The sequence below is a fragment of the Brevundimonas sp. G8 genome, from assembly GCF_902506205.1.
Classification (GTDB): Bacteria; Pseudomonadota; Alphaproteobacteria; order Caulobacterales; family Caulobacteraceae; genus Brevundimonas.
Map to the genome: position 1 here is coordinate 1,202,256 of NZ_LR732816.1, position 21,816 is coordinate 1,224,071.

16 protein-coding genes and 1 tRNA gene are annotated in these 21,816 nt (G+C 66.4%); 9 read left to right on the forward strand and 8 right to left on the reverse strand.

The annotated features are described in order from the left end of the window. Positions 1-85: 85 nt before the first annotated feature. The 4 genes from CHRYSEO8AT_RS05895 to CHRYSEO8AT_RS05910 all read left to right on the forward strand — a co-directional run bounded on the left by CHRYSEO8AT_RS05895 (position 86) and on the right by CHRYSEO8AT_RS05910 (position 5,064). Positions 86-718 carry a hypothetical protein gene (locus CHRYSEO8AT_RS05895; RefSeq protein WP_159847630.1) on the forward strand — a complete coding sequence of 211 codons (633 nt, stop codon included), beginning with the start codon at positions 86-88 and terminating at the stop codon, positions 716-718. 115 nt (positions 719-833) lie between these two features. Beyond that, on the forward strand, positions 834-1,589 hold the full coding sequence (locus CHRYSEO8AT_RS05900; RefSeq protein WP_159847633.1) for a fimbria/pilus periplasmic chaperone: 756 nt from the start codon (positions 834-836) through the stop codon (positions 1,587-1,589). A 35-nt stretch (positions 1,590-1,624) separates the two neighbouring features. Further along, complete coding sequence (locus CHRYSEO8AT_RS05905) at positions 1,625-4,117, forward strand: hypothetical protein (protein ID WP_159847636.1); 2,493 nt, start codon at positions 1,625-1,627, stop codon at positions 4,115-4,117. Beyond that, on the forward strand, positions 4,114-5,064 hold the full coding sequence (locus CHRYSEO8AT_RS05910; protein ID WP_159847639.1) for a hypothetical protein: 951 nt from the start codon (positions 4,114-4,116) through the stop codon (positions 5,062-5,064). Before CHRYSEO8AT_RS05905 ends, CHRYSEO8AT_RS05910 begins: the two co-directional genes overlap by 4 nt. 62 nt (positions 5,065-5,126) lie before the next feature. On the opposite strand, the gene CHRYSEO8AT_RS05915 is transcribed toward CHRYSEO8AT_RS05910, so the two are convergent. After that, the gene (locus CHRYSEO8AT_RS05915; RefSeq protein ID WP_159847642.1) at positions 5,127-5,552 is read right to left on the reverse strand and encodes a hypothetical protein; all 426 of its coding nucleotides are present in this window, start codon (positions 5,550-5,552) and stop codon (positions 5,127-5,129) included. Between the two features lie 300 nt (positions 5,553-5,852). Beyond that, positions 5,853-5,929, reverse strand: a tRNA-Arg gene (locus CHRYSEO8AT_RS05920). 145 nt (positions 5,930-6,074) lie between these two features. Between CHRYSEO8AT_RS05920 and CHRYSEO8AT_RS05925 the strand changes: the two genes are divergently transcribed. Then, positions 6,075-7,817, forward strand: a complete 1,743-nt coding sequence (locus tag CHRYSEO8AT_RS05925; RefSeq protein WP_159847645.1) for a gamma-glutamyltransferase family protein — start codon at positions 6,075-6,077, stop codon at positions 7,815-7,817. A gap of 4 nt (positions 7,818-7,821) precedes the next feature. Here CHRYSEO8AT_RS05925 and CHRYSEO8AT_RS05930 read toward each other — a convergent pair whose 3' ends face one another. Both CHRYSEO8AT_RS05930 and CHRYSEO8AT_RS05935 read right to left on the reverse strand, forming a co-directional pair. Beyond that, positions 7,822-8,685, reverse strand: a complete 864-nt coding sequence (locus CHRYSEO8AT_RS05930; RefSeq protein ID WP_236547443.1) for a lipid A-modifier LpxR family protein — start codon at positions 8,683-8,685, stop codon at positions 7,822-7,824. A 169-nt stretch (positions 8,686-8,854) separates the two neighbouring features. Next, positions 8,855-10,744 (reverse strand): ribonucleoside-diphosphate reductase subunit alpha, encoded by a 1,890-nt coding sequence (locus tag CHRYSEO8AT_RS05935; RefSeq protein ID WP_159847648.1) that lies wholly within the window; start codon positions 10,742-10,744, stop codon positions 8,855-8,857. Between the two features lie 274 nt (positions 10,745-11,018). Between CHRYSEO8AT_RS05935 and CHRYSEO8AT_RS05940 the strand changes: the two genes are divergently transcribed. Genes CHRYSEO8AT_RS05940 through CHRYSEO8AT_RS05950 form a run of 3 tightly spaced genes read left to right on the forward strand, consistent with a single transcriptional unit; the run spans position 11,019 to position 14,529 of the window. Further along, on the forward strand, positions 11,019-11,807 hold the full coding sequence (locus tag CHRYSEO8AT_RS05940; RefSeq protein WP_159847651.1) for a phosphatase PAP2 family protein: 789 nt from the start codon (positions 11,019-11,021) through the stop codon (positions 11,805-11,807). Between the two features lie 56 nt (positions 11,808-11,863). Continuing rightward, on the forward strand, positions 11,864-13,183 hold the full coding sequence (locus CHRYSEO8AT_RS05945; protein WP_159847655.1) for an acetyl-CoA hydrolase/transferase family protein: 1,320 nt from the start codon (positions 11,864-11,866) through the stop codon (positions 13,181-13,183). Positions 13,184-13,227: 44 nt separating this feature from the next. Further along, positions 13,228-14,529: a sorbosone dehydrogenase family protein gene (locus CHRYSEO8AT_RS05950; protein WP_159847658.1), complete on the forward strand. Its 1,302-nt coding sequence runs from the start codon at positions 13,228-13,230 to the stop codon at positions 14,527-14,529. On the opposite strand, the gene CHRYSEO8AT_RS05955 is transcribed toward CHRYSEO8AT_RS05950, so the two are convergent. Then, a complete protein-coding gene (locus CHRYSEO8AT_RS05955) occupies positions 14,526-15,764 on the reverse strand; it encodes an argininosuccinate synthase (RefSeq protein ID WP_159847661.1) in 1,239 nt (412 codons plus the stop codon). The genes CHRYSEO8AT_RS05950 and CHRYSEO8AT_RS05955 overlap by 4 nt on opposite strands. Before the next feature lie 207 nt (positions 15,765-15,971). Here CHRYSEO8AT_RS05955 and CHRYSEO8AT_RS05960 point away from each other — a divergent pair, with 207 nt between their 5' ends. Continuing rightward, positions 15,972-18,824 (forward strand): pitrilysin family protein, encoded by a 2,853-nt coding sequence (locus CHRYSEO8AT_RS05960; RefSeq protein WP_159847664.1) that lies wholly within the window; start codon positions 15,972-15,974, stop codon positions 18,822-18,824. A gap of 117 nt (positions 18,825-18,941) precedes the next feature. On the opposite strand, the gene yihA is transcribed toward CHRYSEO8AT_RS05960, so the two are convergent. From yihA to rnpA, 3 genes are read right to left on the reverse strand one after another with little or no spacing between them, the layout of a single operon-like run. Continuing rightward, positions 18,942-19,595 carry a ribosome biogenesis GTP-binding protein YihA/YsxC gene (gene yihA / locus CHRYSEO8AT_RS05965; protein ID WP_159847669.1) on the reverse strand — a complete coding sequence of 218 codons (654 nt, stop codon included), beginning with the start codon at positions 19,593-19,595 and terminating at the stop codon, positions 18,942-18,944. Further along, the gene (yidC, locus tag CHRYSEO8AT_RS05970) at positions 19,592-21,388 is read right to left on the reverse strand and encodes a membrane protein insertase YidC (protein WP_159847672.1); all 1,797 of its coding nucleotides are present in this window, start codon (positions 21,386-21,388) and stop codon (positions 19,592-19,594) included. Before yidC ends, yihA begins: the two co-directional genes overlap by 4 nt. After that, positions 21,385-21,801: a ribonuclease P protein component gene (gene rnpA, locus CHRYSEO8AT_RS05975; protein WP_159847677.1), complete on the reverse strand. Its 417-nt coding sequence runs from the start codon at positions 21,799-21,801 to the stop codon at positions 21,385-21,387. Before rnpA ends, yidC begins: the two co-directional genes overlap by 4 nt. Between the last annotated feature and the right edge of the window lie 15 nt (positions 21,802-21,816).

The window sequence follows — 21,816 nt, forward strand, 5'->3', positions numbered from 1 at the left end:
GACGGCGATTTCGCCGCCGCCATATTGGGGCCAGCGCCCCGTAACGCACGAGGCTCGATGGGGCCTCTACCTGGAGACTACCACCATGAAGAAGCTGCTTCTCGCCGCTGCCGGCGTCGCCCTGATCGCCAGCCCCGCCGCCGCCCAAACCAACTGGGGTTCGGCTACCTACGGCAACGACGGCCAAGCCACCTGGGCTCTGCGTTCGACCGTCGCCGACTTCTGCAAGCTGGGCACCTCGGTGACCACGCGCGCCGGCAACTCGACCGTTGCTCCTGGCGACAACGGCCGTGGCGGCACCGCCGCTAACGGTGACGGCACCATCACCTTCAACATCCAAAACCCGACGACCAACACCATCCAAGCGTCCGCCGCCGCGATGGTCTATGCTCAATCGCAGTGCAACACGACCTTCAACGTGACTGCCGAATCCGAGCGTGACGGCCTGCGCAACACCGCCTTCGGTTCGGCCTTCGGTTCGGCCTTTACCGACCAAGTGCGTTACAACGTGTCGGCCCTCTTCGGCGGCCAAACCGGCTTCAAGAGCGCTCTGAGCGGCACGTCGACCCTGCTGGCCAACCAACAACCGGCTGCCGGCGATTTCGAAATCCGCGTCGCCGTTCCGGCCGACGCCAGCCGCCTTCTGCTGGCCGGCCAATACACCGACTTCCTGAAGGTGACGATGGCTCCGGTCGTTTCGGGCGCCACGCCTCTCTAAGGAACGTCTGACGTTCTGATACAGGGCCCGGTCTCAACGAGGCTGGGCCCTTTTTCTTGAAGCTTTCTAAACCCCTACGACGCGATGGTCGCGGGACGTTAGTCGGAGACGCGTGATGCCTGCCGCCATTTTCAAGAAGCTGGGATTGCTCGGGGCGCTTGCCCTGATGCTTGTGGCGACGCCGTCTTCGGCATTGCTCGTACAGCCGGTCTTTCTGGACATGCGCTACAGCGGCGCTCAGTCCAACGGCGGCATCCGGGTCGTGAACGACCGCAACCGCCCCGTTTCCGTCGAACTGACGGTGAGCAGCCTTGAAATTCCCGAGAAGGGACAGGCGGTATTCACCCCCGTCGAAGGCGAGGACTTCCTGATCTTTCCCGCCGTGGCGAACATCCCGCCGAACGGCACTCAGATTTTCCGCATTCGTTGGGTCGGGGACCCGACACTGGCGGAAGGCAAGATGTTCGCCTTCACCACCAGCGAATTGCCGATCGAAATGGACCAGACGGCAGGCGCCGCCGTGCAACTGCTTTACGCGATCCAGACTGTGGTCGCGATCGGTCCGGCCGGCGCACGCGCCGATATAAAGCCCATTGCAATCCGTCGCGGCGAACTGGCCGACGGCACGAAGGGCGTGATCATCACCTTCGAGAACACCGGCGCCCTGCATGGCCAGGTGAACTCCAGCACCATCACCGTGTCCGTCCCCGGCTGGAGCCACCGCATCGAGCCGGCCGACGTCTCGAACGCCGTCGGCTTGGGACTGGTGCCTGCAAACGCCAAACGCGAGATGTTCCTCGCCCTTCCCGACGTACCGGCCGATGGCGATCTCAATGTCGTCGCCGACGTTCCCGCCGCACCCTTGATCTGAGCACGCACGTGATCCGGGGGGACAAAATCAAGTTGATGACCGCCACGACGCTGATGGCGTTTTTGGTGACACCGCACGGCGCCTTCGCCTGGGCGAATACGCTGGACCTGTTCGACAGCGGCGTGATCGTCACGGCGCCGCCTGCGCCTGCGCGCATCAACTCTACACAGCAGGACATCGAACTGGTCGTGCCGGTCCGAGAACGTGGACCTCTCGGGCAGGCGACGATCATCATCGGCGCCGACGACAGCATCCGTATCCGGGCCGCCGATCTGGTCGGCCTGCTGCGCAGCCTGATCACACCCGCTGCGGCTCAGTCACTGACCGGACTGGCGAATGACCAGGGCTATCTGACGCCCGAGGCCGTGCGCGGCCTCGGCTTCGATCTGGTGTTCGATCCAGGCCTTCTTGATCTGGCCGTGAGCGTCCCCCTGGAGGCCCGGCAGCGGCAGACTTTCGAACTGGGCTTCGACACATCCGTCACGCCCCCGACAGTCACCGACCGTCAGGCCGGTTTTTCCGCCTATGTCAATTATCGCGCCTCGATCGATTATCTTCACCGCGACACCGGTTCGAGAGAAAAAGGGCTGCAGGCGCCGCGCTTCGACCTGGACGTCAACGGCTCCGTCGGCCCGGTCGCATTCGAAAACCTGCTGACCATCGACGCCGATGCGCCTGAAGCCTTTCAGCGCAATGCCTCGCGCCTGATTTACGATCAATCCGACAAGGCCATTCGCTGGACCGTCGGCGATCTGTTGCCCGAGGGCAATTCGTTCCAGAGCGCGAGCGATATCGCCGGCCTCAGCGTGGCCCGACTGTACAGCTTGCGGCCCAACGATCGTTTCGTGGCGTCGCGGTCCTCACGCAGCATCACGTTGCGCGAAGCGTCTACGGTCGACATCAGAATCAATGGCGCGACCGTCCGCACCCTGACCCTGCAACCTGGCACCTATGACCTGCAGGATCTTCCGCTGACGCAAGGGGCGAACGCGGTCGAGATCGTTGTCGAGGGACCATCGGGAGCCCGCGAGGTCATCTCGTTCGACTTCTTCAGCGACGCAACCCTGCTGGCGCCCGGCGTCGACGAGTTCTACTTCTCGGGCGGCGTACGCGCGCCGCGGGAGTTCGGCAGTATCGATTATCGCCAGGACGATCCGATCGTTTCGGGGTTCTATCGCCGCGGCATCAACGCCCAGCTCACCGCCGGCGCCAACTTGCAGGCCACAAAAGACGCCAGTCTTGTCGGCGCCGAGCTTGTGTACGGCGGCGGTTGGGGTCTGACGGCGTTCGAACTGGCGGTCAGCAATCGCGACATCGAAGGCGGCGGTTATGTCGCGCGCGTCGAGCATCGCGTCTTTCGCGAACTTAAAACCCTTCCGGGCCAAGAAACCTTTGATTTCTCGATCGAAATGCGGAGCCGTGAATTCGCGACGATTGAACAGCTAGGCTCTGCAACAAACTTCGCCTACCAGGCCGCAGCTCGTTACTCACGCCCGCTGAGCCGGAGCTTGACCGCCTCGATCGGCGCGGATTACGCCAAGGGCCGCGATCAGTTGCGTGACCGTTACGGCGTGACGACCTTCGCCAACTGGCGCCTCAACTACGAGACCAACGTCAACTTCGGTGCGACCTACAACTCCAATGCGATCAGGGGCGAAGAGACCAATGTCTTCGTCAACCTGACCCGCCGCTTCGGCGCTCGCCGAACCGTCTCGGCCGGAGCGGAGAGCCGCAGCGGCCTGGTGCGCGCCGGCTATTCGCGAGCGCCCGAGCGGTCGCTCAACGATTGGGCCTACAGCGTCGATGTCTCGCGGACGAATGAAGCCATCGGCCTGAACGGCGCAGCCGTCTACATCGCCAACCGCGGCGAGCTGGAGGTCAACCACGCGACCGTCTTCGACAACGACGGCGAAATCGCAAACCAGCAGACCTCGCTGCGCGCCTACGGCTCCGTAGGCTATGCTGGCGGACGGCTCGGCATCGGACGCCGCGTCTACGATTCCTTCGGTCTGGTGTCGGCTCATAGCAGTCTGGGGCGCCGGCCCGTGCTGATCCGCGGCTTGTCCGCCCTGGAAGAGAGCGCCCGGTCAGGACCGTTAGGGCCTGCCCTGGTGCCGCTGGGTTCCTATTATGCGCAGTCCGTGCCCTACGACGTCGAAGACCTGCCGATCGGCTATGACTTGGGCTCGGGCCTGTTCCAGGTGCAACCGCGCCTGCACTCGGGCTATGCCCTCACGGTCGGCTCGGCCTATTACGTCACGGCGTCAGGCATCATGATGGACGATCAGGGCCAGGCGGTCAGCCTGCGCTCGGGTCGCGCCGTCTCGCTGGACGACCGCGATGCGCCGCAAGCCGATGTGGTCACAAACCGCCAGGGACGGTTCGCCGTCAGCGGGCTGTCCGCCGGGCGCTGGCGCATCACCTTGGTCGGCCAACCCGCGCTGATCTATGATATCGTCGTTCCGGACACGACCCTATACCGGGCCGGCGAGATCCGTCCGACCGTGACGGCAGGAGGAAGCCGATGAACCGCAAGGCGTTGATGACGGCGGCGGCGCTGGCCGCCGCGACTTTGGGCGGGGCGGGCGCGGCCCAGGCCGAGTGCGATCTGACCTCGGTGCGCGTGATCTCGGACGGCGTGGTTCTGCGCTACGACCCGTTCGATCAGGACGACGCACGCGGCGAGATTCAGGTGCGTCTGGCCTCGAACGACGGCTGCGCCAATGCACGTATCGAGATGGCGGTGACGCCGGACATCGACAGCATCGGCCCCTCGGGCTCGCTGCAGGCCCGCGACGGCGCCAACGGCGTGACCGTCCAGCTGACCTCGCAGATGGGGCCGGCGCGCATCGTGACCGATCCCTCGAACGCCTTCAACAGCCCCGCGCCGGCCGGCCGCTTGTCGGCCTCGGGCGTGCTGACCGGGCCGGGCCTCAGGGTGTCTGCGTCCTATGGTCAGGTGGTGCCGCCGGGTCGCTATCGCGCGCGCGCGACGTTGTTGACCCGCGCCCTGGACGCAGAGGGCGACGCGACCGCGACGATCGAGACGCCTTTCTATGTGGAGATCGAGGTCCAGCCCTCGTTCCGCCTGGCCGCAGGGGTCGAACAGCAGCGTCTGTTCCTGGGCGAACTGACGCCCGGCGCCGAAAGCCAGCCGATGACCTTCAACGCCTATTCCAACGTGGGCTATGAGTTGAAGGTGCGCTCGGATCATCAGTGGCGCATGACCCTGGACGGCTCCAACGCCGCCGATGCGCCCAGCGTGCCTTATCGCGTCGCCATTTCAAATCGTCCCGTTCGCCGCGACGGCGACGAGGCCTCGGTGCTGCGCTTCGACCAGCCCAGGAACGGGCGGCGCTCGCACGAACTCAAAGCGACGGCGCTTCCGTTCGAGTCGGGCCAGGCCGGCGCTTATAGGGACTTCATCACTGTAGAGATCAGCCCACGCCTCGGCGGCGGCTCATCTCCTGCGTAGAATGACAACAGGCCCGACCGGAGGACATCCAGTCGGGCCTGTTATTGTCCTGTCCGCTTAACCTAAAGCGGCGAGATCGACACGCGCATGAAGACCGGCGCCTGGACGTCCGTCAGCGCTGCATTGGTCAGCCGCCAATTGACGGTGCGTACGCGGGGCTGGTTCGAAAACAGTTGCAACTGGCCCGACGGGTCCACCGTGTCCTGCTCCGCCCCATGCGACAGCAGGCCGCCTGTGACGTTCAGCAGTCGCACATCCATACGATAGCCCGGGGTGTTGCAGACCTCGCGCACCATGCCGAGCTCGACCACGCCGTCGCGCATGAACAAGGCAGCGTCGCCGACCTCGGACTGCACCCGGCAAAAGGGCTGCACCACGGCGACGAGGCGGAAACCAACACTGGCGTCGGCGGCGGACGCCGCGCTGGGCAGGGCAAGCACAGCACCCAGGGATGCGGTTGCACAAGCGGCGGTCTTGAAAACGTTCACGGGAATTCTCCCTCCGGTTCATCCCGACAATCGTCGCTGCAGGTAAAAATCACGCGTAGGGACATGCTTTACCGATGCTGAGCAGACAGCGTTTCCAGCTATTTAAGAACTGAAAATCGTCGACGGCTGGCGACGTGCAAGATCGACAGGCACACGCGTGGCCGTCCTTATGCCTGAACAATCAAAAAGCGTTGGCTTCTGACCGTCGGATGGATTGCTTAACGCGGGTGCGTAGCAATCGTCGGAAGACGGGTTGTGCGGACGGTATTTCCGCAGCGTTTTCAACGATGATTGGAAAAATGGCGCACCCGGAGCGATTCGAACGCCCGACCCCCAGATTCGTAGTCTGGTGCTCTATCCAGCTGAGCTACGGGTGCGGCTGCCTTGCGGCGAGGGCGGGTCTTTAGCTCGGGGATTGGGCGGACGCAAGCGGGGGAATGCAGTTTTGCGCAGATAGAGCGGTTGGCGCGGCGCGCGGGACGGATTAGGCCTTTGGGACGCTCTCGCCTCTCCGGATAGTCCATGCGCTCGTTTCGTCGTCAGATCGCCGCCCTGCTCGTGCCCGTCGTCCTGGCGGGGTGTCAGACGACAGGGATGCAAGCGGCGGCACCCCAAGGCATAGCGGGCGCTCCGGCTTCGTCGTCGGCGTCGTCCTCGGCTCGGGGGCCGTTCGTGACGGCGGCCAATCCGCTGGCGGTCGAGGCGGGAATGAAGGTGTTGCGGCGCGGCGGCGCGGCGGTGGATGCGGCGGTGGCGATCCAGGCGGTGCTGGGGCTGGTGGAGCCGCAATCGTCGGGCCTGGGCGGCGGCGCCTTCATGATGAGCTATGACGCCGGGACCGGGACGGTGACGGCCTATGACGGGCGCGAGACGGCGCCGGCGTCGGCGACGCCCGAGCTGTTCTATGAGGACGGCAAGCCCCTGGCCTTCATCGACGCGGTCCTGTCGGGGCGTTCGACGGGCGCGCCGGGCGCGGTGGCCATGCTGGCCATGGCGCAGAAGGATCACGGCAAGCTGGCGTGGCGCGACCTGTTCGGGGACGCCGAGCGGTTGGCGCGCGACGGGTTCACGGTCAGCCCGCGTCTGGCCGGCATGATCAACGGGCGCTTTCCCCAGGCGCGGACGCGCTGGGCGACCGCCTATTTCACCAAGCCGGACGGGACGCGGTATCAGGCAGGCGACACGCTGAAGAACCCCGCCTATGCCGACACGGTCGTGCGGTTGGCGCAGGAGGGGCCGGGCGTCGTCTATGGCGGCTCCATCGGGCATGAGATCGCCGACGCGGTGCGCGAAGGGCCGCGTCCCGGCGGTCTGACCGAGGCGGACATCGCCGGCTATCGGCCGCTTCGCCGTGACGCTATTTGCCGCCCGTATCAGGCCTATGTGATCTGCGTGCCGCCGCCGCCGTCCAGCGGGGTGGCCCTGTTGCAGTTCCTGGCCATGGCCGAGAAGACGCCGGATCTGGACAAGGGGGCCGCGAGCCCCGAGGCCTGGGTCGCGTTCGGGCGGTTGCAGCGGCTGATGTATGCCGACCGGGACCGTTATGTGGGCGACAACGACTTCGTCGGCGTGCCTATCGCCGGCCTGCTGGATCCCGACTATGTCGCCGCCCGCGCGGCGCTTGCGCCCCAGGTGGATGGACCTGTGGAGGCGGGTGCGCCGACGGGGTCGCCGCCGCGCGGGATCGACCAGACAGCCGAGCCGGGCGGGACCTCGCACATGGTCGTGGTCGACGCCTGGGGCAATGCGGTCAGCATGACGACGACGGTTGAGAGCATCTTCGGCAACGGTCGGATGGTCGGCGGCTTCTTCCTGAACAATCAGCTGACAGACTTCTCGTTCACGCCGCGTGAGGACGACCACCCGGCCGCCAATGCGGTGGCGGCGGGCAAGCGGCCACGGTCGTCGATGACGCCGGTGCTGATCCTGGATCGGCAGGGCCGTCTGGTCGGGGCCATCGGGTCGCCGGGCGGGTCCAGCATCCTGGCCTATGTGGCCAAGGCGCTGGTCGGGACGATGGATTGGGGCCTGTCGATGCAGGACGCAATCGCCCTGCCCAATCTGGTGGTGCGGGGCGACATGGTCGGCGCCGATACCGACATGATCGCGCCAGAGATCCGCGACGCCCTGGGCGCGGCGGGCATGCGGCTTCAGCCCAACGCCACCGAGACCTCGGGACTTCATGGGGCGATCTGGCGCGACGGTCGATGGGATGCGGGGGCGGATCCGCGTCGCGAAGGGGTGGCGGTATCAGAGGTTCGCTAGAGGCTCAGCGGCCGGGGCGGATCGACAGCTGGAAGGCCAGCAGGCCCTCGCTGACGTCGGTATCGAGGCCGTTCATGCCCCGCAGGCCCTTGCCGGCGTCGATCTCGCGATAGACGACGCCAAAGGAGGTCTGCATGTCGCCCTTGCGATAGGCCACGCCGATCGAGGCGTCTCCGAGGAAGCTGCCCTTGTCTTGGGTATAGCCTGAGCGGGTGTAGTCGCCGTCGCGCGTGCGGGCGAAGTTGTAGCCCACGGCGCGGCCTGAGCCTGCAGCATACAGATACCAGCGGGGCCTTTCGCCGAACCGTTCGCGGCCGTTGGGCGCCAGACGGTCCAGTCCCTCGCCGATCTTGAGGGTCACGCCGGCCTCGGCCGAGCGGCCCTCGCTGCCGACGCCCAGGCCGGCATGGGGCGTCAGGCTGACTTCCAGACCCGAAGCCGTATGGCCGCGCGCGGCCCGGAAGCCGCGCACATAGCGCAGGTCATAGGCGTCTGGGTCCAGTTCAGCCCGGTCCACTGGAGTGACCGGCAACGGCGAGCCGTCGGCGCGACGAAGCCGCCCTGCGGTCTCCAGCGTGACGCGGTCGGTGAAGTCGGTGCGGTCGATCCAGACGTCGCGTCGGGTGGTGGCGGACAGGCCCGATCCGTCCTCGGGGCGGAAGGCGGTGGGGATTTCGATCTCTGGACCGAAACGGGCGTCGGGCGCGACACGGAAGGTGGTCTGGTCGGTCAGGCGGGCGGTCACGGCGCCCGCAGCGTCCGGCGCAGCGTCGAAGGCGTTGGGGGCCCAGGTCTGCGCACAGGCGGCGTTGGCGCAGGCTGTCGCCAATACGCCGGTCGCTCCAATCATGCAGGCCTTCAAACGCATCCGGTCTCCCCACCGATCCGCTGAACTCACACTGCAACCACCCGGCGCAGGAGTCCAACAGGTTTTCGACATGGTTTCGTCGCTTTTCAACGAGGACGACCGGCGAGGGTTCCCAAATGCAAAAGGGCCCCGCTGTCGCGGAGCCCTTCGAGGTCTTCAGTGCTGAGGCCTATTGGCAGGCCAGGCACTCGTCGTAATCGGTCTTGGGCATGGAGAAGAGATCGGGCTGGTTCGGATCCAGAACCGCCTCGACCTTGTCCTCGGCGCCGGCGAAGGCCGCGCGCTGCACCGACTTGGAGCGCAGATAATACAGCGACTTCACGCCACGTTCCCAGGCGGACCAGTGCAGCATGTGCAGATCCCACTTGTTGACGTCGCCGGGGATGAACAGGTTCAGCGACTGGGCCTGGCAGATTTCCGGCGCACGGTCGGCGGCCAGTTCGACCACCCAGCGCTGGTCCAGTTCGAAGGCGGTCTTGAAGATGCCCTTCTCGTCCTCGTTCAGGGCCTCGATGTGCTGGACCGAGCCTTCCTGTTCCAGGATCGAGTTCCAGACGGCCTCGGTATTGATCCCCTTCTCGTCGAGCAGGCGCTCCAGATAGGGGTTCTTGACCGCGAACGAGCCCGACAGGGTCTTGTGGGTATAGATGTTGGCCGGGATCGGCTCGATGCCGGCGGACGTGCCGCCGCAGATGATCGAGATCGAGGCGGTCGGGGCGATGGCCAGCTTGTGGCTGAACCGCTCCATGACGCCGCGTTCTTCGGCGTCCAGGCAAGGGCCCTTCTCTTCGGCCAGCAGGCGGCTGGCCTTGTCGGCCTCGCGACGCAGATGCTTGAACAGGCGCATGTTCCACGACTTGGCCATGGCGCTTTCGAAGGCGACGCCCTGACCCTGCAGGAAGGAGTGGAAGCCCATGAGGCCGAGGCCCACCGAACGCTCGCGCTTGGCCGAATAGACGGCGGCGGCCATGGCGGGCGGGGCGCGGCGGATGAAGTCTTCCAGGACGTTGTCCAGGAAGCGCATCAGGTCCTCGACGAAGCGCGGCTCCTCGCGCCATTCCAGGAAGGTCTCGGCGTTGACCGAGGACAGGCAGCAGACGGCGGTCCGGTCCACGCCCAGGTGGTCACGGCCGGTGTGCAGCATGATCTCGGCGCACAGGTTGGACTGTTTGACCTTCAGGCCCAGGTCGCGCTGGTGCGGCGCCATCTGGCGGTTCACCGTGTCGGAGAAGATCATATAGGGCTCGCCGGTCTGCATCCGGATGTCGAGCAGCTTGGTCCACAGCGAACGGGCGTCGACGGTCTTCATGACCTCGCCGTTCTTGGGCGACTTCAGATCAAACGTGGCGCCGGCCTTCACCGCCTCCATGAACTCGTCAGTGATGTTGATGCCGTGGTGCAGGTTCAGGGACTTGCGATTGAAGTCGCCCGAGGGTTTGCGGATTTCGAGGAACTCCTCGATCTCGGGGTGGTGGATGTCGAGATAGACGGCGGCCGAGCCGCGACGCAGCGAGCCCTGCGAAATCGCCAGGGTCAGGCTGTCCATCACGCGGATGAAGGGGATGATGCCCGAGGTCTTGCCCGCGCCCTTCACCTTTTCGCCGATGGAGCGCACGCCGCCCCAGTAGGTGCCGATGCCGCCGCCGTTCGAGGCCAGCGAGACGTTCTCGTTCCACACGTTCTGGATGCCGTCCAGGCTGTCGCTGACGGCGTTGAGGAAGCAGGAGATGGGCAGGCCGCGATCCGCGCCGCCGTTCGACAGGACAGGCGTCGCCGGCATGAACCACAGGCGGCTCATATAGTCATAGAGGCGCTGAGCGTGTTCGGGATCGTCCGAGAAGGCGGTCGAGACGCGGGCGAACATGTCCTGATAGCTTTCGCCGGCCAGCAGGTAGCGGTCCTCCAGGGTCTTCTTGCCGAAATCGGTCAGCAGGGCGTCGCGCGACCGGTCCACCTGGACCGATTTCACCACCGTCAGGTGGGGGCGTTCAGGCGTCTGCGTTCCCGCAACACCTTGGAATTCCGTCGTCTTCAATGCCTCGCCGCCAGCCATGGTCATCCGCGTCCTGAACAGAAAAAGCCTAGAGCCACCTGCGCCGTAACCACATCATCTTGTGGCCTCTGCGCTCCCCGAGCCCACATATAGGGCGCATATGCCTAATGACCCGTCAACGGGCTTGACGGACACTTAGTGGGCGAATCGCTTGGACAAGTCGCGCAGGCCTGGGGAAAAGCCAGTGCGCAAGCCAGCACGGCCCCTTTACGTTCACGCGACAGCACGATCACGAACGCGTGATCGGAACATTGACCGAGCTTGGCCGTTTGGGCCGTCCATGACCCAATCCCTGACCTTGGCCGATATCCGTTCCTTTTTGATACGCGTCCTGACGGTCGCCCGCACGGAGATCGCGGCGCTGGGCGCCTTGCTGGTCCTAGCCCTGTCGGTGTCGATCTTCGCCGAGGTGACCGAGGACCTGGGCAGCGGCGACACCCAGGTGTTCGACCGTCATGTCCTTGCGCTGATGCGTCCCTATGCCGACGACCCCGGACGACCCTGGGGCCCGTGGTGGCTGAAGGAGGCGGCGGCGGACATCACTTCGCTAGGCGGCATATCGGTGCTGGGCCTGTTCGCTTTGATCGTGATCGTCTTCCTGCTGAGCCAGAGGAAATGGCTGTCGTCCCTGCTGCTGATCCTGGCGCTGGCCGGAGGCGTGGTGCTGAGCGAGGGTCTGAAGGCCGTGTTCGAGCGCGAGCGGCCGCCCGTCGCCATGCAGGCGGTCGAGACGATCAACGCCAGCTTCCCCTCGGGCCACGCCCTGCTGTCGACGGTCTTCTATCTGAGCGTCGCCGTCATGCTGACGCGCGCCTTTCCCAAGCGGCGGTTCAAGATCTTCGTTCTGGGCGTCGGCATGCTGATGGCCCTGCTGGTCGGACTGACGCGCATCTATCTGGGCGCCCACTGGGCCTCGGACGTATTCGCGGGCTGGGCCGTCGGCGCCGCCTGGGCCATGGTCCTCTGGCTGGTCGCCTATGGTGTGGAACGGCTGCAGAAACGCCACCACGCGACGTTGCAGGACCAACCGGCGGCCGATCTCCCGGAAGAAGGCCCGACCAAAGTCTAGGCCCGCCGTCCGGGTGGCGACGCGCTAGTCTGGCTGGACGCCGCGAGAGATAAGCCATGGACCACGCCGCCCTCTACGCCGAACGCCTGAAGACCCCGGATCAGGCCGCCGCCCTGATCCGCTCGGGCGCCAAGGTCGCCATGGGCCTGGGCGTGTCCCAGCCGCCCGCCTTGCTGAAGGCTCTGGCCGAGCGGGCGGAGCGGGAGGAGGTCGAGGATGTGAACCTCTACTATCTGCTCTCAACCGCCATCGCGGGCGAGACGGTGCTGCGCTACGAGCTGATGGACCGGATCCGGCCCTGGAGCCTGTTCCACAGCGCCATCGAACGGCGTCTGGAACAGCGGGCCTACGAAGAGGGCCGGCCCAATCCCGTCCAGTTCATTCCTACCGGCTTCCAGCAGTCGCCGCGCCTGCTGTGCGACGAGGTGAAGGTGGACACCCTGGTCTGCACCGTGTCGCCGATGGATGCGGACGGCTTCTTCTCGTTCGGGACCAACACCGACTATTCCAAGCCGGTGTCGCAGACGGCGCGGACCGTGATCGTCGAGGTCAATCCGCACATGCCGCGCGTGTTCGGCGACTGCACCGTCCATGTGTCGAAGGTCGCCGGCATCGTCGAACACGCGGCCCCCCTGCTGGTCGTGCCGCGCGCCGAGCCTCAGCCGGCGGACTTGACCATCGGGCGGATCATCGCCGGCCTGGTCGAGGACGGCGCCACGCTGCAAATGGGGATCGGCGCCCTGCCCAACGCCGTCTGCGACGCCCTGAAGGACCATCGCGACCTGGGCGTCCATACCGAGATGTTGACGCCCGGCCTGGTCGAACTGATGCAGGCCGGCGTCGCCAACCATGCCCGCAAGACCCTGCATCCCGGCGTGGGGGTGTTCGCCTTCTCGATGGGCGACCTCAACACCTATGAATTCCTGGACGGCAATCGCGGCATGGAGGCCCATCCGGTCTCCTATGTGAACGACCCGGCCGTGATCGCGCGCGATGCGAAGATGATCTCGGTCAACGCCACGCTTCAGGTCGATCTGACCGGCGCCTGCTGTTCGGAGTTCCTGAACGGGCGCCAGTTCACGGCCGCCGGCGGTCAGCTGGACTTCGTGCGCGGCGCCTACGGCTCCGAAGGCGGCAAGTCGATCATCGCCTGTCACGCCACGGCGGCGAAGGGGACGGCCTCGCGCATCGTGGCGCGGCTGGACGGGCCGGTCACCACGCCGCGCAATGACACGCACATCATCGCCACCGAACACGGCTGGACCAATCTGAAGGGCAAGTCGTCCAGCGAGCGCGCCCGCGTCCTGATCGCCCTGGCCGCGCCCGAGTTTCGCGACGGGCTGACGGCGGCGGCGCGCGAGCAGGGCCTGATCTGACGTGACGGCTTGATCTTCGGCCGCCTGTCAGGACTTCTACGCCCATGAATACCGTCCGCCTGCTGGCCCTGCTCGCCCTTCTCCTCGCCGCGCCCGTCAGCGCCAGCGCGGCGCAGGGCGCCTATGCGACACAGGGGGATTGCGGCGGCCGGCCCATGACCGGCGTGCGGATGGCGCCCGGCTATTGCCTGGGGCTGGTGTGGCAGGGATCGGGCGCCGAGGGGCCACGAATGCCGCGCGGCCTGTTGGCGCTGTCCGGCGGCGGCTGGTTGGTGACGGACCTGGGCAACTGGTATCCGGGCAACGGCGCCATCTGGCGGCTGTCGTTCGGCCCCGACGGCGCGCCGCGCTGGCGACGGCTGGCCCAGGGCCTGAACATGCCGCACACGGCGGCGCGCGGACCGGACGGGCGCCTCTATGTGTCCGAGATGAACCGGATCCTGACGCTGGATCCCGACGCGGCCGATCCAGCGGCGACGGTGCGCACGGTGATCGGCGACCTGCCGGACAACCGGCTGCACGCCAATCGCCATCCTCTGTCCAGTTTCGTCTTCGACGGGAACGGTGATCTGTTGGTCAATGTCGGCGCCCCCAGCGACCGCTGCGTGGATGCGCAGGGCCGGGCGCGCACAGACGCCAGGGGCGCCTGCATCGACAGCGCCGCGACGGCCCAGGTGCGCCGCCACGCCTATCTGGGGAACGGCCGGTGGGACGAGGACAGCACGGTCTTCGCCTCGGGCCTGCGCAACTCCATCGCCCTGGTCCGGCATCCGTTGGGCACGATCCTGCAAGGCGAGAACTCGGTCGATCTGACCACGCCCGACCATCCCTATGACGAGATCAATGTCTTGCGTCAGGGCGGCCATTACGGCTGGCCCTATTGCGTGGACCTGGCGACGCCCCTGCCGGGCTGGAGCGCGGCCCAGGCGCAATGCGGCGAGCGCGACCGACCGCTGGCCCTGCTGCCGCCGCACGCCGCGCCGCTGGACCTGGTTTATTACGAGGGGGCGATGTTCCCCGAACTGCGCGGCCGACTGCTGATGAGCTGGCACGGCTATCGCCGCGCGGGCGGCCGGATCGTGGCGGCCGAGACGGATGCGGAAGGCCGCCCCCTGACGGACCGGGGCGGGCGCTACGCCATCTATCCGCGAGGATCGCTGACCTATCCGGCCGGGGCGCCCAGCGTACGCGGCAAGGTGCTGACACCAGGCTGGGACACGGCCGTGGGTCGTCAGCCGCGTGGCGCGCCGGTGGTCCTGGCAGTCGCCGCCGACGGCGCGATCTGGGTCACGGACGACCGGAACCGGGCGATCCTCAGGATCGCCCGGTCGGAGATCGCGCCCTAGGCCTTGCGCGCGTCGCGCTTGGCCAGGACGCGCAGGCGCAGGGCGTTCAACTTGATGAAGCCGGCGGCGTCCTTGTGGTCATAGGCCTGGACGCCTTCCTCGAAGGTCACCAGGTCCTGATCGTACAGGCTGTGGGGGCTTTCGCGGCCGATGACGCTGACGTTGCCCTTGTAGAGCTTGACCTTGACCGTGCCGGACACCTTTTCCTGGCTCAGGTCGATGGCGGCCTGTAGCATCTCGCGCTCGGGCGAGAACCAAAATCCGTTGTAGATCAGCTCGGCGTATTTCGGCATCAGCTGGTCCTTCAGGTGCATGGCGCCCCCGTCCAGGGTGATGCTTTCGATGCCGCGGTGCGCCGCGATCAGGATCGTGCCGCCGGGGGTCTCGTAGACGCCGCGCGACTTCATGCCGACGAAGCGGTTCTCGACCAGGTCCAGACGGCCGATGCCGTTGTCGTGGCCGTACTGGTTCAGGGCGGTCAGGATCGTAGCCGGCGACAAGGCCTCGCCGTTGATCGAGACGGCGTCGCCTTGCTCGAAGCCGATCTCGATGACGGTGGCCTTATCCGGCGCGTCCTCGGGCGAAATGGTGCGCTGGTGCACGAACTCGGGGGCCTCGACCGCCGGGTCTTCCAGCACCTTGCCCTCGGACGAGGAGTGCAGAAGGTTGGCGTCGACGCTGAAGGGCGCCTCGCCGCGCTTGTCCTTGGAAATCGGAATCTGGTTCTTCTCGGCGAAGTCCAGCAGGGCCTCGCGGCTGCGGAACTCCCACTCGCGCCAGGGCGCGATGACGCGGATGTCGGGCTCCAGCGCATAATAGCCCAGCTCGAACCGGACCTGGTCGTTGCCCTTGCCGGTCGCGCCGTGACAGACGGCGTCGGCGCCGACCTGACGCGCGATCTCGATCTGGCGCTTGGAGATCAGCGGGCGGGCAATGGAGGTGCCCAGCAGATAGTCGCCCTCATATTGCGCATTGGCGCGGAACATCGGGAAGACGAAGTCGCGCACGAACTCCTCGCGCAGGTCGTCGATGAAGATGTTCTCGGGCTTGATGCCCAGCTTGAGCGCCTTCTCGCGTGCGGGGCCAAGCTCCTCGCCCTGGCCCAGGTCGGCGGTGAAGGTCACGACCTCGGCGTTATATTCAGTCTGCAGCCACTTCAGGATGATCGAGGTGTCCAGGCCGCCCGAATAGGCGAGGACGACCTTCTTGATGGGCTTGTCGGCGGGGGCGGACATGGCGGCTCTTTCTACAGGCTTGGGCGGCAGTCGTCGGGGAGTTGACGCGCGCATAAGACCGGGGGTCCGGCGATGCAACCTTTTCCGGGGTCTGCCGACGAAGAGACGGCGGCGAACATGAACCTTTGGTCATGTTTCATTCCGTCGCGTTGCCACACGACAGACCAGCGTTATGGTCCGAACCAACTGCAATCCTGAGGATCTCGCATGCGCCGCACCGGCTCTCTCGTCGCCGCCGCCGCCCTTCTGGCGGTTTCAACCCCTGTCTGGGCCTCTGTCGCGCCCGCCCCGGCCGTCCAGGCGGCTGCGCCCGCCGTCCAGGCCGCGCCGGTCGCCGATCTGGTCGCCGAAGTCGATATTCCCTACACCAAGTTCACCCTGGACAACGGCCTGACCGTCCTGGTCCACGAGGACCACAAGGCCCCGGTCGTGGCCGTGTCCGTCTGGTACAATGTCGGTTCCAAGGACGAGCCGGCCGGCAAGACCGGATTCGCCCACCTGTTCGAACACCTGATGTTCGGCGGGTCCGAGAATGCGCCGGGCAGCTATTTCACGCCGATGCGCAACATGGGCGCGACGGACATGAACGGCACGACCTGGTTCGACCGCACCAACTATTTCGAGACGGTCCCGACCCCGGCGCTGGAACAGGCGCTGTTCATGGAAAGCGACCGCATGGGCTATATGCTGGGCGCCATCAGCCAGGAGACGCTCGATCTGCAGCGCGGCGTGGTCCAGAACGAGAAGCGCCAGGGCGACAACCAGCCCTATGGCCTGAACCAGTACAAACAACTTGAAGCCCTGTTCCCCGAAGGCCACCCCTATCGCCACTCGACCATCGGCTCGATGGCCGATCTGGACGCGGCGTCGATGCAGACGGTGCGTGACTGGTTCACCTCCAACTACGGCCCCAACAACTCGGTGCTGGTCCTTGCCGGCGACATCACGCCCGCCAAGGCGCGTGAGCTGACCGAGAAATATTTCGGCCCCATCGCCAAGGGTCCGGTCAACAATCCCGCCCAGGCGCCGGTCCCGACCCTGTCTGCGCCGGTCAATGAGACGACGCATGACCGCGTCTCCAACGCCCAGGTCGAGATCAGCTGGGTCGTGCCCGGCATGCTGGACGCGGACTCGGTGCCGCTCAGCGTCGGCGCCTCGGTGCTCGGCGGCCTGGCGTCTTCGCGTCTGGACAATGAACTGGTGCGTGGCGACCAGAGCGCCGTGTCGGTCAGCGCCTCGAACGGCGCCTATCACCGCATCGGCATCTTCGAGATCAGCGCGATGGTGAAGCCCGGCGAGGACCCGGCTGCGGTGGAGGCCCGCACCCGCGAGATCCTGAACGGCCTGATCGCCAACGGCCCGACGCAGGACGAGATCAACCGCGTCGTCACCCAGTACGCCTCGCGTCGCATCCAGGGCCTGGAACAGGTCGGCGGCTTCGGCGGCAAGGCCACGGCCCTGGCGGAAGGCCAGCTCTATGCCGGCGATCCCGAGTTCTACAAGAAGGAGTTGGCCGCCTATGCGGCGGTGACGCCGGCCCAGGTCCAGGCGGCGATGCAGAAGTGGTTGACCCGTCCGGCCTATACGCTGACGACGCTGGTGGGCGAGCGTGAAGCCTATGCCGAGGCGGCCGCGGCCCCGTCGGGCGCCAACCATACGCCGGCGCCGGAAATCCAGCGCGTCGCCCGCATGGCCAAGCCCGAGATCGGCCAAGTCGCCAACGTCGACTTCCCGGCCGTCGAACGCGCACACCTGTCGAACGGCATGGAAGTCATCTACGCCCAGCGCGACGCCGTGCCCGCCACCAAGATCGCCATCGACTTCGACGCCGGTCTCGCCGCCGACGACCGGGCGAAACTGGGCCTTCAGACCCTGATGCTGGACCTGATGGACGAGGGCACCCGCACCCTGAACGCCACGCAACTGGCCGAGGCGCAAGAAGCGCTGGGCGCCAGCATCACCACCGGCGCGACCATGGATCGCTCGGTCGTGCAGCTGTCCGCCGTCACGCCGAACCTTCAGCCGTCGGTCGCCCTGCTGGCCGAGGTGGTCAAGAGCCCGGCCTTCGCCCCGGCGGAGCTGGAGCGTCTGCGCGCCACCCGCCTGTCGCGCATCGCCGCAGAGCGCACCCAGCCGGCCGCCCTGGCCAGCCGCGCCCTGCCGGAACTGATCTATGGATCGGCCAGCCCCTATGGCCGTCCGTTCAGCGGCAATGGCGACGAGACCAGCGTCAAGGCCATCACCGAGGCCGATATCCGCAGCGACTACGCCAAGTGGATCCGGCCCGACAACGCCAAGATCTTCGTGGTCTCGGACCGGCCGTTGAGCGAGATCACGCCGATCCTGAACGCCAGCTTCGGCCAGTGGGTGCCGCCTGCATCAGCCAAGCCGGTCAAGGACTTCTCGGCCCCGATCCCGGCCGCGACGCCCAAGATCGTCCTGATCGACCGTCCGCAATCGCCCCAGTCCTACATCATGGGCGGCGAAGTGCTGGCCGCTTCGGGCACGGATGATCTGCTGATGCTGAATGCGGCCAACAATGTGCTGGGCAACGACTTCCTGTCGCGCATCAACTCCGACCTGCGCGAGACCAAGAGCTGGTCCTACGGCGTCAACGCCTCGGTCGCCGGCTTCGCCGGACGCGTGCCCTATTTGGTCACCGCCCCGGTCCAGGCGGACAAGACCGGCCCGGCCATCGAAGCCCTGAACCTTCAGTTCAACGACTTCCTGTCGGGCGGCAAGGGCGTCACGCCGGCCGAGCTGGAGCGGACCATCAACGGCAACACCCGCCGTCTGGCCGGCAGCTACGAGACCTCGGCGGCCGTCCTGGGCGCCCTGCGCTCCAACGACCTGCTGGGTCGCCCGGACGACTATCCTGAGACCATCGCCGCCCGCACCAACGCCCTGACGGCGGCCCAACTGGACGCCGCAGCCAAGGCCGCGATCGACCCGTCCAAGTTCGTCTGGGTGGTTGTCGGCGACGCCTCGGTGGTCAAGCCTCAACTGGACGCCCTGGGCATCCCCGTCGAGGTCCGCTCGGCGGCCGGCGCTGCCCAGTAGGCGACGACAGCTTAGAACGACGAAGGCCCGGAGAGCGATCTCCGGGCCTTTTTCTTTGGTCGGATGCAATGCGGCGGAACATTCGCCCCTCGGGTCGAGCCGAGGATGACGACGATATCAGTCGGTCGTCGCACCCGTCGTGCGCATTATCTCGGCGCGCAGTTCGGGCAGGCCCAGGCCCTTTTCCGACGAGGTCAGCAGCACCACCGGGAAGGCGGCGGGGCGTTTGGATATGGCCTTCAGAGTGGCGTCCTGCACGACCTCGCCCTCGCCCTTCTTCAGCTTGTCGGCCTTGGTCAGGACGATCTGATAGCTAACGGCGGCCAGGTCCAGGGCGTCCAGCGCCTCCTTGTCCACCGACTTCAGACCGTGGCGGCTGTCGATCAGCAGATAGACCCGCTTCAGCGTCACCCGGCCGCGCAGGTAGTCGCGGCCCAGATCCTGGAACTTCCTGACCGTGGTCTTGGACGCCTTGGCCCAGCCATAGCCGGGCAGATCGACCAGGCGCATCCGGCCGTCCAGGTCGAAGAAGTTGACCTCGCGCGTCCGGCCCGGCTCGTTCGAGGCGCGGGCCAGCTTGTGCATGCCGACCAGGCCGTTGATCAGGCTGGACTTGCCGACGTTGGAGCGGCCGGCGAAGGCGATCTCGGGCAGGTTCGGCTCGGGCAGTTGCTCGATCTTGGCCGCGCCCATGATGAAGGTGGCGGGCCGCGCGAACAGGACCCGCGCGGCCTCGATTTCCTCGGGCGTGAACTCGGTTTCGTCGATCACGCCGGTGACTTCTTGAACCGGGCGAAGAAGGTGTCGATCGGGTTCTCGGCCTTGTAGCGGTGCATGATCACGTACTGCTGCAGGATGGTCAGGACGTTGGACCAGGCCCAGTAGATCAGCAGGCCGGCCGCGAACGGCGCCATGATGAAGGTGAACAGCAGCGGCATGAACTGGAAGATCTGACGCTGGATCGGATCGGTCGCCGGCGGGTTCATCGCCGTCTGCAGCCACATGGTCAGGCCGTAGGCGATGGCCAGCAGGCCCAGGTGCAGCGGGCCGGCCAGCAGGCCGCCGATCAGCGGCGCCATGGACGGATCCCACGGGATCAGGCCGAACAGGTTCCAGATCGACGACGGATCGCGCGCCGACAGGTCATGCACGAAGCCCAGGAACGGCTGGTGACGCATTTCGATGGTCACCGTCAGCACCTTATACAGGGCGTAGAAGACCGGGATCTGAAGCACCAGCGGAAGACACCCGGCGACCGGATTGATCTTTTCCTTCTGGTACAGGGCCATCGTCTCCTGCTGCTGCTTCTGCGGGTCGTCTTTGAACTTCTTCTTGATCTCCTCCATCTTGGGCTGGAGGTTCCGCATCTTGGACATGCTGGCGTAGGCGTTGTTGGCCAGCGGGAACATCACCAGCTTCACGATGACGGTCAGGGCCAGAATGGCGACGCCGAAGCTGCCGACCAGGCCATAGACGTTTTCCAGGATCCAGAAGATCGGGCGCGTCAGGAACCAGAACATGCCCCAGTCGATCGCATAGACGAAGCGCGGCAGCCCCAGGCTTTCCTCATAGGACTTCAGCACTTCGGCGCGCTTGACCCCGGCGAACAGGCGCTGGGTTTCGGTCGCGGTCGCGCCCGGCTGGACGGTGCGGGTCGTACCCAGGACATTGGCTTCCAGCTGCTGGCCGCCGTTGATGTCGCGCACGCGGAATTCGGTTTCGACCGCCTCGTCCTGCTGGGGCAGCAGGGCCGCCAGCCAGTATTTGTCGGTGATGCCCAGCCAGCCGCCGGTCGAGGCGTTCTCGATACGGGGCTCCTTCAGCCAGTCCTTGTACTTCTTCTGCTCGGTGCGATAGCCGCCGGGCTTGCCGAAGGTGCCGATCGCGCCCTCGTGGACGATGTGCGACGAGCCGGCTGCGGGCGGGACGCCCTGGCGCTGCACGCTGCCGTAGGGGGCGATGGTGATGGCCTGGGTTCCCAGGTTCTGGACCGTGTCCTGAACCGAGAAGACATATCGGTCATCGACCGACATCACGCGGGTGAAGCGCAGGCCCTGGCCGTTGTCCCAGGTCAGGGTGATCGGCGTGGTCGGCGTCAGGGTCGAACCATTGGTCAGGCGCCAGACGGTGTTGGGTCCGGGCACGCCGCCGGCGACGTTGGGGCCGGTCCAGCCGAACTGGGCGAAATAGGCGTTCTGCATCCCTTGCGGGCGGAACAGCTCCACCGGCTGGGGCTTGTCCTGAACCTCGCGATAGTCGGTCAGGAACAGGTCGTCGATACGCCCGCCCTGAAGCGACAGCGAGCCCTTCAAAGTGCCTGACTGGATCGGCACCCGCGCGGCGGTGCTCAGCGCCTGGCTGCGGTCGGTGACGAAGGTCGGGCCTTGGGGGCTGAGCGCCGTGCGCGCAGCGTTGTCGGCGGTCTGCGACTGCTCGGCCTGGGCCTGCTGCTGCACCGCGCGACGCTCGGCCTGCGGACGCAGCACGGCGAAATAATAGATCCCCATGATCAGGGCCGAGCACACGATGAAGATGATCGTGTTGCGCGTGTTCTCGTTTTTCATGGATTCTGGCGGTCCTGGCCGGATGGGGCGCGGGCGGGCGAGGGCTTGGCTGCCCCCCGATCATGTCGCGGTGTCGCCAGCCTTGTAAGCGTCGATTTCACGTCGTCAAGCAGACGGTCCCACGCACGCTCGGTCGTGCCCATGCGGGCGATGAAGACATAGTCGCTGCCGGGCACGCCGTGCTGGGCCAGCATGGCCCGCGCAGCCTCGCGCAGACGGCGTTTGGCGCGGTTGCGAACCACCGCGCCGCCGACCTTTTTCGTGGCGGTGAAACCCAGGCCGATGTGCGGCGAACCGTCGCCGCGCTCCAGACGCTGAATCACCACGGCGCCGCGCGCCTCGGAAACGCCTTTGGCGGCCGCCAGAAACTGGGGCCGCCGCAACAGACGTTTGATCTGTAAAAGGTCGCTCATGCGTCCAAAAGATTC